Here is a 15,938-nt window from a genome sequence, read left to right as displayed (position 1 = left end):
CGCTGCGCCCATCGCATTCTCGGAGTAATCAAGTGAAAAACATCCATCTTGCACTGCTGGCGTCCGTCGTTTCCCTCGCGGCCTGTTCGAGTGCGTCGGGGCCGACGTACAACGCGTACGAACTGCAGTCGCGCAACGGCATCCGCACGTTCCAGGTCGACTGCCACGGCATCCTGTCGACCGCGAAGACCTGCATGAAGGTCGCGACACGCATGTGCGGCAACGAGCCCGTACGGCTCGTCGACACCACCACGCCGTACCGCGACGGCGCCGATCCGCATTCGATCGTGTTCCAGTGCGGCGCGGCGCCCGCGCCGGCCGCCGCGGCCGTTGCGCCGGCGCCCGCGCCGGTCGAGAAGGTGAGCCTGACCGGCGATGCGTATTTCGCGACCGACTCGGCCGTGCTGACGCCCGCGGCCACCGCCGCGCTCGACACGCTGCTGAACCGGCAGGCCGACCGGCATTTCTCCCGCGTGGAAGTGGACGGCTATACCGACGCGACCGGTTCCGATGCGCACAATCAGGCGCTGTCGAAGCGCCGGGCGGATGCCGTCGCCGCCTACTTGCGCGAACGCGGGCTGAAGGCGGATTCGTTTGCCGCCGCCGGTCACGGGGAAGCGAATCCGGCGGCATCGAACGATACCGCCGAAGGGCGCGCGCGCAATCGTCGCGTGGAAATCTCGCTGCAGAAGTAGGACGCCGCGACCGGGTCGCCGCAAGCGCGGCCGTCGAAGCCGGACGGCTCGCTTGCGGCAAGGATGCCCGGTGCGGACGAAGGCGGCGGGACAGGCCCGGCGCGGCGTGCGCGTGCGGCGGTCGCATGGGCGCCGCCCGCACGGCGAGTTGCGCCCGGCCCGCGGACCGTTATCCGCACCAGCCCGCGGATCGGCGTTCAGTGCCTGATCATGCAGACGGCCACGATCTCGTATCCCGGGTCGGCATGCGCGCTCGCGGCTTTCTCCGCTTCGTCGTACGAACTAAAGGATGCGGCATCCTCGATGGCCGGCGCCATGCCGATATCGCCGTCCTCGGCGGTGCACAGGAACTGCTCGCCGGTCTTCACGACGTAGGTGGACATCATGATTCCCTCCAGGGTGTGCAGGGGGAAATTCCAGTCTAGCAGGCAGGAAGGAAGTCGCGAGTCCCGGCCGTCATCCGGGGTCGGTTCGTCGATTCGGCTGCCGCGAAGGGCCGGATTCGCGGCCATGGGCCGGCATGGAGCGGCGAGGCGCGCGGCGCGGCGGCGACGCGCGGAAGAGCGCAAAGCCGTGCACAATACGCGCATGCATGCCCCCGATCTCGAGCGCCTCGTCGCCGTCACCATGCCCTTCGGGAAATACAAGGGCCGACTCATTGCCGACCTGCCCGGACCTTACCTCAACTGGCTGGCTCGCGAAGGGTTCCCGCGCGGCGAACTCGGCCAACAGCTCGCGCTCATGCACGAGCTCGACCATAACGGCTTGCGGCACCTGCTGGAGCCGCTGCGCAAACCCGCGTAGCACGAGCGTCGCGCCCGGTCGGTCGCTCGATTCGGCGACGGCGGGCGGCGCGGTCGTGTACTTTCGCGCCCCGGCGACAAACGCCCGTTCATGACCCGTTCATGGAAAGCTGTATGAATATACAGTATAGTATGCGTCGAACCGGGCCGCGCGCAGGCATCCCTCGTCGCGGCCCGCGCCGCGCCTGCGGGCATCCGCCGCAGCGTTCCGGCACCGTGAACTCTGGCTAACTCATTCAGACGGGCAGGCAAATTGTCATCCAGCAATCTGATCCGCATTCGCGGAGCACGTCAGCACAACCTCAAGAATCTCGATCTCGACCTGCGCACCGGCGAAATGACGGTCGTGACCGGCCCGTCGGGCTCCGGCAAGTCGAGTCTCGTGTTCGACACGCTGTACGCGGAGGGCCAGCGGCGCTACGTCGAAACCTTCAGCGCGTACGCGCGGCAGTTTCTCGACCGGATGGATCGCCCGCAGGTCGAGCGCGTCGACGGCGTGCCGCCCGCGATCGCGATCGACCAGACCAATCCGGTTCGCAGCTCGCGATCGACCGTCGGCACGATGACCGAGCTGAACGACCACCTGAAGCTGCTGTACGCGCGCGCGGCCGAGCTGTTCGACCGCAAGACCGCGCGGCAGGTGCGGCACGATACGCCGGAGACGATCTACGCGGAACTCGTCGCGCGTACGCAGGCGGGCGATCCGCGCGTCGTCGTCACGTTCCCGGTCGAATTGCCGGAAGCGGTGTCCGACGAGGAAATCGCGCAATGGCTGTCGGCGAGCGGCTACACGCGCGTGCAGGCGCAGCGCGAAATCGCGTCGCCCACCGGGCCGCGCAAGGTGCTCGACGTGGTGGCCGACCGTTTCCGCGTGCAGCAGGCCGACAAGGTGCGGGTGGTCGAGGCGATCGAGGCGTCGCTCAAGCGCGGCGCGGGCCGCGTGAACGTGTACGTGCTGGCGCCGGAGGCGGACAACGCGGTCGCCGAGCCGCAGGTGTGGCGCTTCTCCACCGGGTTGCACGATCCCGACAGCGACCTGCGCTACGCGGAGCCGCAAGCGGCGCTGTTCTCGTTCAACTCGGCGTACGGCGCGTGCGAAACCTGTCGCGGCTTCGGCCGCGTGATCGGCGTCGATCTCGGCCTCGTGATTCCCGATGCGCGCAAGACGCTGCGCGGCGGCGCGATCAAGCCGATGCAGACGCCCGCGTGGAAAGAGTGCCAGGACGACCTGATGCGCTACGCGGCGAAGGCCGGCATCCGGCGCGACGTGCCGTGGTCCGAGCTGACGGATGCCGAGCGCGACTGGGTCGTCGACGGTTCGCCGGACTGGAACGGCAAGTGGCAGAGCCAGTGGTACGGCGTGAAGCGCTTCTTCGGCTACCTCGAATCGAAGGCGTACAAGATGCACATCCGCGTGCTGCTGTCGAAATACCGCAGCTACACGCCGTGCGACGTGTGCGGCGGCGCGCGCCTGAAGACGGAATCGCTGCAATGGCGGCTCGGCTCGAAAGAGAATGCCGACAGCGTGCTCGCACCGGCCGATCGCTTCATGCCGCGCGGCGTCGACTGGAGCCGCGCGCAGCTCGAAGCGCTGCCGGGCCTGACCGTGCACGACCTGATGCTGCTGCCGATCGAGCGCATCCGGCGCTTCTTCGACGAAATCGTCTTGCCGAGCGCGCTGCTCGACGATGCATTGAAGCTGCTGCTCGCCGAAGTGCGCACGCGGCTGAAATACCTGTGCGACGTCGGGCTCGGCTACCTGACGCTCGACCGGCAGAGCCGTACGCTGTCGGGCGGCGAGGTGCAGCGGATCAACCTGACGACCGCGCTCGGCACGTCGCTTACGAAAACCCTGTTCGTGCTCGACGAGCCGAGCATCGGGCTGCATCCGCGCGATCTCACGCGGATCGTCGAGGCGATGCAGCGGCTGCGCGACGCGGGCAACACGCTGGTCGTGGTCGAGCATGATCCGTCGGTGATGCTCGCGGCCGATCGACTGATCGACATGGGCCCCGGCCCGGGCGAACGCGGCGGCACGATCGTGTACGACGGCACGCCGGGCGACATCCGTTCCGCGCACACGCTGACGGGCGAGTATCTCGGCGGCCGCAAGCAGGTCGCGCATGCGTCGAACTGGGCGCGCCGTCCGGTCGATGCGAGCACGCCGCGCATCGTGCTCGAAGGCGCGACCGAGCACAACCTGCGCGACGTCACGGTCGAGATTCCGCTGCAGCGGCTCGTGTGCGTGACGGGCGTATCCGGCTCCGGCAAATCCACACTGCTGCAGGACGTGCTGTATCCGGCGATGGCGCGGCACCACGGCAAGGCGACCGAGTCGCCGGGCGCGTTCCGCCGCCTCACGGGCGCCGACCAGGTCGGCGACGTCGTGTTCGTCGACCAGTCGCCGATCGGCAAGACCACGCGCTCGAACCCGGCGAGCTACGTCGGCGCGTTCGACGAAATCCGCAAGCTGTTCGCGAAGGCGCCGCTCGCGCTGCAGCGCGGCTACGGCGCCGGCACGTTCAGCTTCAACTCGGGCGATGGCCGTTGCCCGACCTGCGGCGGCTCGGGCTTCGAACACATCGAGATGCAGTTCCTGAGCGATGTCTACCTGCGTTGCCCGGACTGCGACGGCAGCCGCTACCGCGCCGAGATTCTCGAAGTGCGCATCGCGCGCGACGGCCGTGCGCTGAACGTCGCCGATGTACTCGACCTGACCGTCAGCGAAGCCGCCGCGTTCTTCGCGACCGATGCCGAGGTGCTGCGCGTGCTGCAGCCGATCGTCGACGTCGGCCTCGAATACGTGAAGCTCGGCCAGCCGGTGCCGACGCTGTCGGGCGGCGAGGCGCAGCGCCTGAAGCTCGCCGGCTTCCTCGCCGAGTCGGCGGCGGCGGCCAACGGGCGCCGGGTCGCGACGGAAGAGGCGCGCATCGCGCGCGCGAAGCTCTTCATGTTCGACGAGCCGACCACCGGGCTGCACTTCGACGACATCGCGAAGCTGATGCAGGCGTTCGGCAAGCTGCTCGCGGCCGGCCATTCGCTGATCGTGATCGAGCACAATCTCGACGTGATCCGCGCGGCCGACTGGCTGATCGATCTCGGCCCGGAAGGCGGCGACGGCGGCGGCCGCGTGCTGTGCGCGGGCACGCCCGACGACGTGAAAGCCTGCGCCGAATCGCATACGGGCGTGGCGCTGCTGCAGTACGACCGCGCGATGGACGGCGCAGCGGCGGCTGCCGACGAAGGCGTGCCGCTGCAGGCCGTGCTGAGCGCGGCGCGTGCGCGCCGTGCGGTCGAGGGCGAGGACGTCGTGCGGATCGTCAACGCGCGCGAGCACAACCTGAAGTCGCTCGACGTCGACATCCCGCACGGCAAGTTCAACGTGATCACCGGCGTGTCGGGGTCCGGCAAGTCGACGCTCGCGTTCGATATCCTGTTCCACGAAGGCCAGCGCCGCTATCTCGAATCGCTGAACGCGTATGCGCGCTCGATCGTGCAGCCGGCCGGCCGCCCGGAGGTCGACGCGGTGTACGGCATTCCGCCGACCGTCGCGATCGAGCAGCGGCTGTCGCGCGGCGGGCGCAAGAGCACGGTCGCGACCACGTCCGAGGTGTGGCATTTCCTGCGGCTGCTGTATGTGAAGCTCGGCCTGCAGCACTGCATCCACGACGGCACGCCGGTCACGTCGCAATCCGTCGAATCGATCGCCGCGCAACTGCTGCGCGATCATCGCGGCGAACACGTCGGGTTGCTCGCGCCGCTCGTCGTCAACCGCAAGGGCGTGTACACGGATCTCGCGAAGTGGGCGAAGGCGCGCGGCAGCACGCATCTGCGCGTCGACGGCGAGTTCGTTACGGTCGACCCGTGGCCGAAGCTCGACCGCTTCCGCGAGCACACGATCGAATTGCCGGTTGCCGATATCGTCGTGTCGCCGGACAACGAAGCCGAGTTGCGGCGCAGGCTCGACGAGGCGCTCGAGCTCGGCAAGGGCGTGATGCACCTGCTCGCGCCGCTCGACGGGCTGCACGATGCGATGCGCAACGATCATTCGACCGCCGGGGTCGGCGCGGTCAAGGTGCTGTCGGTCAAGCGCGCGTGCCCGGTGTGCGGCACGAGCTATCCGGAGCTCGACCCGCGGATGTTCTCGTACAACAGCAAGCACGGCTGGTGCACGACTTGCGTCGGTACCGGCGTCACGCTCACGCGCGAACAGCGCGCCGCGTACGACGACACGGTGCTCGCCGAGGACGGCCGTGGCCGCGAACAGACGCTGCCGTCGGACGAGCAGGAGCCGGAGGGCGTCGGCAACGAGCCGTGCCCGGATTGCGGCGGTACGCGGCTGAACCCGACCGCGCGCGCGGTCACGTTCGATGCGCATCCGATCGTCGAGGTCGCGCAATGGACGGTGTCGGACACGCGCCGCTGGATCGACGCGCTGGAACTCGCCGGGCGCGACGCGCAGATCGCGCGCGACATCGTCAGCGAGATCGGCAGCCGCCTCGCGTTTCTCGAGGAAGTCGGGCTCGGCTATCTGAGCCTCGACCGCGCGGCGCCGAGCCTGTCGGGCGGCGAAGCGCAGCGTATCCGGCTGGCCGCGCAGCTCGGCAGCAACCTGCAGGGCGTCTGCTACGTGCTCGACGAGCCGACGATCGGCCTGCATCCGCGCGACAACCAGATCCTGCTGGACGCATTGCGCAAGCTCGGCGACAAGGGCAATACGCTGGTCGTCGTCGAGCATGACGAGGACACGATCCGCCGCGCGGATCACATCATCGACGTCGGTCCGGGCGCCGGCAAGCGCGGCGGCACGCTGGTCGCGCAAGGCGCGGTCGCCGATCTCGCCGCGCAGGCCGAATCGGTGACGGGCCGCCTGCTCGCGCAGCCGATGCTGCATCCGCTGCAGCCGCGCCGCAGCGTGAGCCTGCCGGGCAAGAAGGGCGGGGCGACGGTGCCGGAAGCGTGGTTGACCGTGCATGGCGCCAGGTTGCACAACCTGCGCGACGTCACGGTCGGCATTCCGCTCGCGCGGCTCGTCGCGGTGACGGGCGTCAGCGGGTCGGGCAAGTCGACGCTCGCGCGCGACGTGCTGATGACGAACCTGCTCGATGCGGTCGGCCGCTCGGTGCTGTCGTCGCCGGCCACGCGGCGGGCGCGCAAGGCGGCGCAGCAGGACGCGCCGGCCGCCGAGCGCCGCTCGAGCGTGCTCGCGCGCCGCGCGCCGCGGCCGTCGCTGAACGTCACGCATACGTGGCAGGGCTGCGAGTCGCTGAGCGGCTTCGAGCAGATCGATCGCGTGCTCGAAGTCGATCAGACGCCGATCGGCAAGACGCCGCGTTCGTGCCCGGCCACCTACATCGGCGTGTGGGACACGATTCGCAAGCTGTTCGCCGATACGCTCGAAGCGCGCGCACGCGGCTATACGGCGTCGCGTTTTTCGTTCAATACCGGCGACGGGCGCTGCCCCGCGTGCGAAGGGCAAGGCGTGCGCACGATCGGCATGAGCTTCCTGCCCGACGTGAAGGTGCCGTGCGACGTGTGCCACGGGCAGCGCTTCAATCCGGAAACGCTCGCCGTCACGTGGCGCGGGCGGAACATCGGCGACGTGCTGACGATGGAGATCGACGAGGCGGTGGAATTTTTCGCGCCGATCTCGAACATCGCGCATCCGCTGCAGTTGATGAAGGATGTCGGGCTAGGCTATCTGACGCTCGGCCAGCCGTCGCCGACGCTGTCCGGCGGCGAAGCGCAGCGCATCAAGCTCGTCACCGAGCTGACGAAGGTGCGCGACGACGTCACGCGACGCGGCCAGAAGGCGCCGCACACGCTGTACGTGCTCGACGAACCGACGGTCGGCCTGCACATGGCGGACGTCGCGAAGCTGATTCGCGTGCTGCACCGGTTGGTGGATGCGGGGCATAGCGTCGTCGTGATCGAGCATGACCTCGACGTGATCGCGGAAGCCGACTGGATCATCGATCTCGGGCCGGAAGGCGGGGTGGGTGGCGGCACGATCGTCGCGGCGGCGCCGCCGGAAGCGCTCGTGCAGGTGAAGGCAAGCCATACCGGGCAGGCGCTGAAGCCGGTGCTGGCGCGAACGGCTGCCGAAGGCGCCGAAGCGGCGCGGCAGGGCGCGGCGCGAGTCGGCTGAGCGCGCTGCATCCGGCGAGCGGCCCCGGTGCCTGGCGACGCATCGGGGCCGTGCTTGTTTCGTCATGCGTCGCTCATGTCGACGCCGCTCAACTCCCGTTGACGCCGATCGTCTCGATGATGGTTTCCAGTTGCGGGCTCATCGGCAGGTTGAGGCTCAGGCCCGACGGAAGCGGACGCAGGAACCAGCGCTTGTACTGGCGCGCGATCTCGCCGTCGGCGGCCAGCTCCTGGAACGTGCTTTTCACGAGCTGGGCGAGCTGCGGATCGTCCTTGCGGAACATGATTCCGTACGGGTCGTAGGACAGGAAGTCGCCCACCACGTCGTACTGGCCGCCCTTGTTCGCGTTCTCGGCGATCAGCCCGTACAGCAGCACGTCGTCCGTCGCGAACGCGTCGGCGCTGCCGTTCGCGACGAGCGCGAAGCCCTGCGCATGATCCGGCACCACCTGTAGCTGGATCCCGAGCCTGAACCGATCGTTCAGGTCGCGCAGCGCCTTCTCGTTGGTCGTGCCGGCCGTCACCGCGACCTTCTTCCCCGCGAGATCGCGGAACGAGCGGATCGGCGCGCCTCGTTTCACCATCACCTTCGTGCCGGCCACGAAGATGATCGGCGAGAACGCCACGCGCTTCTGGCGCTCGAGGTTGCTGGTCGTGGAGCCGCATTCCAGATCGACTTTCCCGCTGACCACCGCGTCGATACGGTTGTCGGACGTGACCGGCACCCAGCGGATCGTCAGGTTCCGGTTGACCGCATCCTCGATCGACGACACGAGCGCCTTGCACAGCTCGATCGAATAGCCGATCGGCTGGTTGCGCGCGTTCAGGTACGAGAACGGGATCGACGCGTCGCGATAGCCGAGCGCGATCGTGCCGCTGCCACGCACCTTCGCGAGCGTGCCCGTCAGTTGAGCCGGCGCGACCGGCTCGACGCGCGGCGGCGTCGACGGCGCATCTTCCGCGCGCGCGGTCGCGCCAGTGGCGAGCAGGCCCACGAGCGCGAGCGCACGCCAGAATCGCTGCATCTTCATCGCCGGGCCTCCGTCAGACTTCCGTCGGATGTGCGATCGTCGCTTCCTGTTCCGCTTCGATGCGCGCCGCGTTGGCGTCGGCTTCCGCTTCCGACAGCAGCTGGCCTTCCCATTTCGCGACCACCGCGCTGGCGATCGAGTTGCCCACCGCATTGGTGGCCGAGCGGCCCATGTCGAGGAACGTGTCGACGCCGAGAATCAGCAGCAGCCCGGCCTCCGGAAGCCCGAACTGGTGCAGCGTGGCCGCGATCACGACGAGCGACGCACGCGGCACGCCGGCCATCCCCTTCGACGTGAGCATCAGGACCAGCAGCATCGTGATTTGCGTGCCGAGCGACAGGTGCTGGTTGTACGCCTGCGCGATGAACAGCGACGCGAACGTGCAGTACATCATCGACCCGTCGAGGTTGAACGAATAGCCCATCGGCATCACGAAGCTGGAGATCTTGCGGCGTACGCCGAACCGGTCGAGCGCGTCGAGGATCTTCGGATACGCGGCCTCGGAGCTGGCGGTCGCGAACGACAGCATGAACGCTTCCTTGATCAGCACGAGCAGCTTGAACACGCGAGGGCCGAGGAACAGGAATCCCGCACAGACGAGCAATGCCCAGAGCAGGAACAGGCTGATGTAGAAGTCGCCCATGAACACCGCGAACTTCAGCAGTACCGACAGCCCGTTGACCGCGACGGTGGCGGCCATCGCGGCCATCACCGCGAGTGGCGCGAGCTTCATCACGTAGCCGGTGATCTTGAGCATCACGTGCGACAACTGGTCGATCGCGGCGATCAGGATCTTGCCGCGCTCGCCGAGTGCGGCGAGCGCGACGCCGAAGAACATCGAGAACACGACGATCTGCAGGATTTCGTTGTTCGCCATCGCCTCGGCGATCGATCTCGGCACCATGTGGCCGACGAAATCCTTCAGCGTGAACTTGGACGTCGCGAGGTTCGCGGATGCGCCGATGTCCGGCAGCGGCAAGCCGAGGTTCTCGCCTGGCCGCAGCAGGTTCGCCATCAGCAACCCGAGCAGCAGCGAGACCAGCGACGCGGTGACGAACCAGCCGATCGATTTCGCGAACACGCGTCCGACCGACGCCGCGTCGCCCATGTGTGCGATGCCGACGACCAGCGTGGAGAAGACGAGCGGCCCGATCACCATCTTGATCAGCCGCAGGAACACGTCGGACACGAGCGAGATGTAGCCGGCGATTTCGGCGGCGGCTTTCCTGTCCGGAAAGCTCGTGAAGATCATGTAGCCGATCACGATGCCTACCGCCATCGCGATCAGGATCCAGACGGCTGCAGCATTCTTTTTTCGCATCGTGAGCCTCCCATGCAGCGGTTTCGCAATCGGGGATGGGAGGACGATACAGGACCAGAATGGCGATGAACAGTGCAACCGGGTCCGAGTTTGCGCTAGCGTCGGGTCATGGCCGGCTGGGCGACGGCGATTGCGCCGGCGGCGCTTCCGGACACGACGCCTGTGCAATCCAATACCGATTTGTGCGGAGCAGCATATTGGCTGTTCGACGGCTGCCGGACGGCGGCGACTAGCGCGGATTCGCTATTCTCGACCGTCATACACCAATCGACCGGCATGTTGCGTTGCCGCGATGCCGCGCTAGTCGTGCGCCCGCGGATCCAGCAGGCTCGTGTTGAAATCGCATGACTGCGCGGCGAGCCGGACGATCTCGGCGGTCAACGAATGGGCACGTTCGGCGCGATGCAGCGCGACGTAGCGAACCGGCGGCAGCGCCGGCTGCGTGCGCACGATCTCCAGCGCGTCGCACGCGACGAGGTGCGCGACGCATGCCTTCGGCAGATAGCTGATTCCCAGGCCCGACAGCGTCAGGCCGATCTGCGCGAGCAGGCTGTTGCTCGACAGCACGCGCTGAGTCGCGACGCCGTGTTCCTGCAGAAAGCGCGTGTACAGGTGCCCGGTGCCCGACAGGTTGCCCTGCAGGATCAGCGGAAACCGCGCGAGATCCGTCAACGACAGGGCGGCCCGGGACGTCGGCACGAATCCGGCTGCGCACATCCACGCGTTGTCGACCTCGCCGACCGCCGTCGCCGTGAACGCGTCCGCCGCATGAATCTGCGGGACCACGATCAGATCGATCGTGTCGGCCGCGAGCCGGTCGCGCAGCGTCGCAGTCAGGTCCACCTCGGCCTCCACGTGCACGCGCGGATACGCGGCCTGGATCGCCGCGATCAGGCGCGGCAGCCACGTCAGCGCGGTCAGTTCGGTCACGCCGATCCGGACATGCCGCACCAGCGCTTCCTTCGAACTCATCCGCTCGACCACGCGGTCGCGCTGCTCGAGCAATGCCTTCGCATGGTCGAACAGCTCCGCGCCCTTGTCGGTGAGCCGCGCGCTGCGATGCGCGCGATCGAACACGGTCAGGTCGAACGCGCGTTCGAGTTCCTGGATCCGCTTCGATACGGCCGACTGCGTGGTGTTCAGGCGCGTCGCCGCGGCGTCGAACGAGCCGAGCTGCACGATCCAGTACAGCGCTTCCATCTGCTTGAACGTCAGCATCGCGGGTCACTCGATAGATGAAGAAAAGCGATATGTTCTCATGTCAAAAAATCGCTTTTTTTACATATTTCGGCTGTTTAAGGTGCTCCCGTTGCGTCGCCTGGCGCGTGCGTTCATCAGAAAACGCACCGCCTCGTACCCATCGTTCAATCGAACCCCCATTCCTGGAGATTGCATGGACACCGTCATCGATTCCCCGCCCGCCGCCGGCGCGGCCCGCAAGCCGCGCGTCGGTCTTGCGTGGCAGATCGTCATCGGCCTCGTCATCGGCATCGCGACCGGGCTCGTGCTGAACCGGTTTCCGCAATTGCGCGACACCGCCGTGTCCGGATTGCTGCAGCCGGCCGGCGACATCTTCATCAAGCTGGTGCGGATGATCGTCGTGCCGATCGTGTTCACGAGCATGGTGATCGGCATCGCCGGCGTGGGCGACGGCAAGTCGCTCGGCCGTCTCGGCCTCAAGACGCTGCTCTATTTCGAGGCGATCACGACGATCGCGATCGTGCTCGGGCTCGTGATCGGCAACGTGCTGCAGCCGGGCGTCGGCACCGACATGTCGCAACTCGGGCACACCGACATTTCCCGTTACCAGCAGACCACGCAACAGGTGCAGCAGGCGCACCACGGGCTGATGGCGCTGGTGCTCGGCATCATCCCGGACAACATCGTCGCGTCGATGGCGAAGGGCGACCTGCTGCCGGTGATCTTTTTCTCGCTGCTGTTCGGGCTCGGGCTGCAGTCGGTGCCGGAAGAGCATCGCAAGCCGGTGCTCGCGATGCTCAAGGGCGTCGCCGATGCGATGTTCAAGGTGACGAACATGGTGATGCGCTATGCGCCGGTCGGCGTGTGCGCGCTGATCGCGGTGACTGTCGCGAGCTTCGGCTTCGGATCGCTGCTGCCGCTGCTGAAGCTGGTCGCCGTCACTTACTTCGCGATCCTGCTGTTCGCGATCGCGGTGCTCGGCGTGACCGCGCGGCTGTTCGGATTCCGCATCCTCACGTTGCTGCGCGTGATCAAGGACGAGCTGATCATCGCGTTCTCGACCTGCAGCTCGGCGACGGTGCTGCCGCAGCTGATGAAGAAGATGGAGGACTACGGCGTGCCGAAGAGCATCACGACGTTCGTGGTGCCGACCGGCTACACGTTCAACCTCGACGGCGCGTCGATCTATCTCGGCATCGGCACGCTGTTCGTCGCGCAGCTTTATGGCGTGCACCTCGGCTGGCAGCAACAGGTGCTGCTGACGCTGACCATGGTCGTCACGTCGAAGGGCGCCGCCGGCGTGCCGGGCTTCATGTTCGTGATCATGCTCGCGACGCTCGCGAGCGCGGGGCTGCCGCTCGAAGGGCTCGCGTTCATTGCCGGCGTCGACCGGATCATGGACATGGGCCGCACCGCGCTGAACGTCGTCGGCAACGCGCTCGCGCCGCTCGTCATCGCGAAATGGGAAGGCCGGTACGACGCGGAAAAGGGCCGCGCGTACGTCGAATCGCTGCGCGGCTGACAGCCGCCATGCACGCATCGCACAACATTCGGAAGCAAACAGGAGCATCTAAGATGAGCAGTCCTCATGGAGCACTTTTTCCAGACGCGCTGATGCAGCAGATCAAGTCGCGCTTTCATCACGTCGATCGCGACGTCGACGGCCGCGAGCGGCTGTTCTTCGACAACGCGGGCGGGTCGTTCCGGTTGAAGGCGGCGATCGACGCGTACGCACGGGTCGATGCGCTGCCCGATTGCCCGGAGCGCATCCACGCGCGCGCACTCGATCTGCAGGCGACCCAGTCGCGCGGCGAGGACGACGTTCGAACGATCCTGAACGCGCAGGGCGGCAGCGTGTATGCGTCGCTGACCGCATCGGGCGCGATGTTCGACATGGTGCGCGCGATCATGGAGAACGTGCCGGGCACCAATGCGGTGACGACCGTGCTCGAGCATCCGTCGTCCTACGATGCGATGACGTATTACGCGGAACGCACCGGCAAGACGCTGCGCATCGCGCCGAGCAATCCGGAGACCGGCGGCGTGGACGTCGATGCGATCGTGTCGCTGGTCGACGCGGATACCGCGCTGCTCAGCGTGATGGCGGCGTCGAACATTTCCGGCGCGAAATTCGACATCGAGACGATCGTCGCGCGTGCGCGCGAGAAGAAGCCCGACCTGTTCATCGTCGTCGACGCGGTCCAGCATGCGCCGCACGGGATCGTCGATCTGCAGTGCACGCCGGTCGACGGGATCAACTTCGCCCCATACAAGTTCTTCGGATGCCGCGGCTCGGGCATGTCGTGGCTGTCGCCGCGTGCGGCGGCGTTGCCGCATCACCGGCTCGCCGCGAAGGAGAGCGGCGTATGGGAACTCGGCAGCCCGGCGCCCGCGCAGTTTGCGGTCGTATCGGCGATCGTCGATTACGTGGCCTGGATCGGCCGGTATTTCATCGATTCGGACGACCGGCGCACGCTGTTCGTCGAGGGCATGCATCGGATCGAACTGCATGAGCGCGCACTGCTCGCCGCATTGCTCGACGGTTTGCGCGCGATCGACGGCGTCGACGTCTACTGGGATCATGACGACCTGACGCAGCGCGACCTGATCGTCGGGATCGGCTTCGCGCATCTCGAACCGACGCAGGCGGTGCGCGAGTACGAGAAGCGCGGTGTGATCGTGTACGAGCGCGTCGCAACGAGCCTGTATTCTGGCCGGATGCTGAAATCGTTCGGGCTCGCCGGCGCGGTGCGGATCTCGCCGCTCCATTGTCACGCGCCGGACGATATCGCGCGATTCGTCGCGATAACCGCAGAGCTCGCGGCGCACCGCTGATCGACGACACGGCCCGGATCACGCGGGCCGTGTCGCCTCCGGCGCGATTTTTCCGATCAGGCGGCCGGCGCGACCGACGCGCCCGCGATGCCGTGCCGGCGCAGCGAATCGGCGACGAAGCCCGACGCCTTCATCTCCTCGACGAACGCGGCCAGTGCCGCGGCGGCCGCGTCGCCGCGACTCTTCGGCACGCCCATCGCCTGCCGGATCACCATGAAACGCTCGTCGAGCAGGCGCAGGCCGGGCGTTTTCGCGGCGTCGGCCTCGAGCTGTTGCTTCACGCCGGCCGCCACTTCCAGTTGCTGCTCGACGAACGTCGGCACGACGGCTTGCGACGTCGGTGCGCGCACGATCTGCGCCGCTTTCAGTTCGCGAGTGAGGAACAGGTCGTACGCGCTGCCCTTGCCGACGGCCACGCGGTTGTGCGGTTGATCGACGTCCGCGTTGGTGCGGATCGGCGATGCGTCCGGCACGAGATAGAAGCCTTCGATCAGCACATACGGCGCGGTGAACGCGACGGTTTCGCCGCGCAGCGGATCGACCGCGAAGAAGCCGAAATCGGCGCGCTCATCGGTCAGCGCCTGCACCGATTTGGCGGCGCCGTCGAACACCACGAGTTCCAGGTCGGCCGACAGGCGCTCGGCGAACGCACGGGCGAGGTCGATCGATACGCCGAACGGTTCGCCCGTTGCCGGATCGCGGTTCGCGAGGATCGGGTTGCCGAGGTTGATCGATGCGCGGAGCTTGCCGGTGGGGGTGAAGGCGGAGACGACAGCAGGAGCGATGGGCATGAGCGGACTCGCGGGAGGCGTAGGGTCGATAGGGTGACGGGCTGCGCGACAGCGCGCCGATGTCGAGCTTATCACCCGGACGCCGGGTGGCGCGTGTCGCGGGCTTGCGTGCGTCGAAACGTCGGGCCGGCCGCGTGACACGGGGGCGCTCGTCCCCGGCTCATTGCCCGTTCGATCGAATTCAAGCCGATCGGGCCGGATAGAGCGCTCCTCGCGATCAGCCCGGCCCGTCGCTGGCGGCCGCGAGCAGCGGCACGACCAGATCGCTGATCGGCGTCGGAATTCCATGCGTTCGTCCGTATCGCTGCACGACGCCATTTCGGCAGTCCCATTCGAGCGGGTGGTTGCCCTGCCGGTCGGCAAGAATCGACGTGCCCAAATCGGGCGGAAAACCATGGAAGCCGTCGACGATCTCCTGCGGCACGTCATCGCCCAGCTTCGCGCCCTCCGCACGCGCGACCTCGAGACATTCCCGCAAGTAGGCGAGCGACAGTTCGGTGATGTCGCTTCGCGAGAACATGCCGGCGCGGCGACCGGTCAGCACCATGAGTCCCGCCACTGCGTTCTGCAAAAGCTTTCGCCACGCGAGCGAGATGAAATCCGCCGCGACCTCGGGCGAGCATCGCGTGCCGCGCAAAGCCGAAACCACCACGTCGCTCGCCGGCGTATCGGGCAGGGTGAGTCGAGGCTTGCCCCGCAGCCACACCGACGCGCCCGATTCGCGCTGCGCCGGAAACCAGACGACCGACGGCACGACCTCGGCGCCGGCCGCATGCGGTGTGAGCGCGGCTTTTTGCTCGACGCCGTTTTGCAGCGCGCAGACGACGGTATGCGCATCGCATAGCGCGGCGAGCCAGGGTGCCGCGCTCGCCACCTGCGTCGACTTGACCGCGACGAACACGACGTCGACCCTTTTCTCGACCGCTTGCGGATCGGTCAGTACGGGCCCGGGCACGACGATCTCGCCGCCGTCGAAGCGCAACGTCAGGTGCGCGTGCGCCGAGCGGCCGCAGATCACCGGCGTGCGGCCGGCTTCATGAAGGGCCGCGGCGACGGTCGTGCCGATTGCACCGGGACCGACGAGGGCGACGCTCGGGTAGTCAGACTTCGTCATG

11 protein-coding genes are annotated in these 15,938 nt (G+C 67.4%); 5 read left to right on the top strand and 6 right to left on the bottom strand.

What is annotated here, in order from left to right; genetic code table 11:
- Positions 1–32 precede the first annotated feature (32 nt).
- Positions 33–695, top strand: a complete 663-nt coding sequence (locus tag WT53_RS00420; protein ID WP_059830068.1) for an OmpA family protein — start codon at positions 33–35, stop codon at positions 693–695.
- Positions 696–892: 197 nt separating this feature from the next.
- Here WT53_RS00420 and WT53_RS00415 read toward each other — a convergent pair whose 3' ends face one another.
- Positions 893–1,081 (bottom strand): hypothetical protein, encoded by a 189-nt coding sequence (locus tag WT53_RS00415; RefSeq protein ID WP_059504075.1) that lies wholly within the window; start codon positions 1,079–1,081, stop codon positions 893–895.
- Positions 1,082–1,283: 202 nt separating this feature from the next.
- On the opposite strand from WT53_RS00415, the gene WT53_RS00410 reads away from it, so the two are divergent.
- Both WT53_RS00410 and uvrA read left to right on the top strand, forming a co-directional pair.
- Positions 1,284–1,499: a DUF3820 family protein gene (locus tag WT53_RS00410; protein ID WP_034209464.1), complete on the top strand. Its 216-nt coding sequence runs from the start codon at positions 1,284–1,286 to the stop codon at positions 1,497–1,499.
- A 252-nt stretch (positions 1,500–1,751) separates the two neighbouring features.
- Complete coding sequence (gene uvrA, locus WT53_RS00405) at positions 1,752–7,646, top strand: excinuclease ABC subunit UvrA (RefSeq protein ID WP_060258134.1); 5,895 nt, start codon at positions 1,752–1,754, stop codon at positions 7,644–7,646.
- Between the two features lie 88 nt (positions 7,647–7,734).
- Here uvrA and WT53_RS00400 read toward each other — a convergent pair whose 3' ends face one another.
- The 3 genes from WT53_RS00400 to WT53_RS00390 form a co-directional block, all read right to left on the bottom strand.
- Positions 7,735–8,676 carry an amino acid ABC transporter substrate-binding protein gene (locus tag WT53_RS00400; RefSeq protein ID WP_060258131.1) on the bottom strand — a complete coding sequence of 314 codons (942 nt, stop codon included), beginning with the start codon at positions 8,674–8,676 and terminating at the stop codon, positions 7,735–7,737.
- A 13-nt stretch (positions 8,677–8,689) separates the two neighbouring features.
- Positions 8,690–9,997: a dicarboxylate/amino acid:cation symporter gene (locus WT53_RS00395; RefSeq protein ID WP_034208991.1), complete on the bottom strand. Its 1,308-nt coding sequence runs from the start codon at positions 9,995–9,997 to the stop codon at positions 8,690–8,692.
- 300 nt (positions 9,998–10,297) lie between these two features.
- The gene (locus tag WT53_RS00390; RefSeq protein ID WP_060258128.1) at positions 10,298–11,215 is read right to left on the bottom strand and encodes a LysR family transcriptional regulator; all 918 of its coding nucleotides are present in this window, start codon (positions 11,213–11,215) and stop codon (positions 10,298–10,300) included.
- Positions 11,216–11,390: 175 nt separating this feature from the next.
- Between WT53_RS00390 and gltP the strand changes: the two genes are divergently transcribed.
- Complete coding sequence (gltP, locus tag WT53_RS00385) at positions 11,391–12,719, top strand: glutamate/aspartate:proton symporter GltP (protein WP_060258126.1); 1,329 nt, start codon at positions 11,391–11,393, stop codon at positions 12,717–12,719.
- Positions 12,720–12,772: 53 nt separating this feature from the next.
- The gene (locus tag WT53_RS00380; protein WP_060258123.1) at positions 12,773–14,032 is read left to right on the top strand and encodes an aminotransferase class V-fold PLP-dependent enzyme; all 1,260 of its coding nucleotides are present in this window, start codon (positions 12,773–12,775) and stop codon (positions 14,030–14,032) included.
- 56 nt (positions 14,033–14,088) lie between these two features.
- On the opposite strand, the gene WT53_RS00375 is transcribed toward WT53_RS00380, so the two are convergent.
- A complete protein-coding gene (locus WT53_RS00375) occupies positions 14,089–14,823 on the bottom strand; it encodes an ABC transporter substrate-binding protein (RefSeq protein ID WP_060258120.1) in 735 nt (244 codons plus the stop codon).
- Positions 14,824–15,040: 217 nt separating this feature from the next.
- Complete coding sequence (locus WT53_RS00370) at positions 15,041–15,937, bottom strand: oxidoreductase (RefSeq protein WP_060258156.1); 897 nt, start codon at positions 15,935–15,937, stop codon at positions 15,041–15,043.
- Position 15,938 lies beyond the last annotated feature (1 nt).

Source organism: Burkholderia sp. MSMB2157WGS (genome assembly GCF_001532755.1).
In the GTDB taxonomy this organism is placed as follows: domain Bacteria; phylum Pseudomonadota; class Gammaproteobacteria; order Burkholderiales; family Burkholderiaceae; genus Burkholderia.
This window is presented reverse-complemented; position numbering and strand designations above follow the sequence as displayed.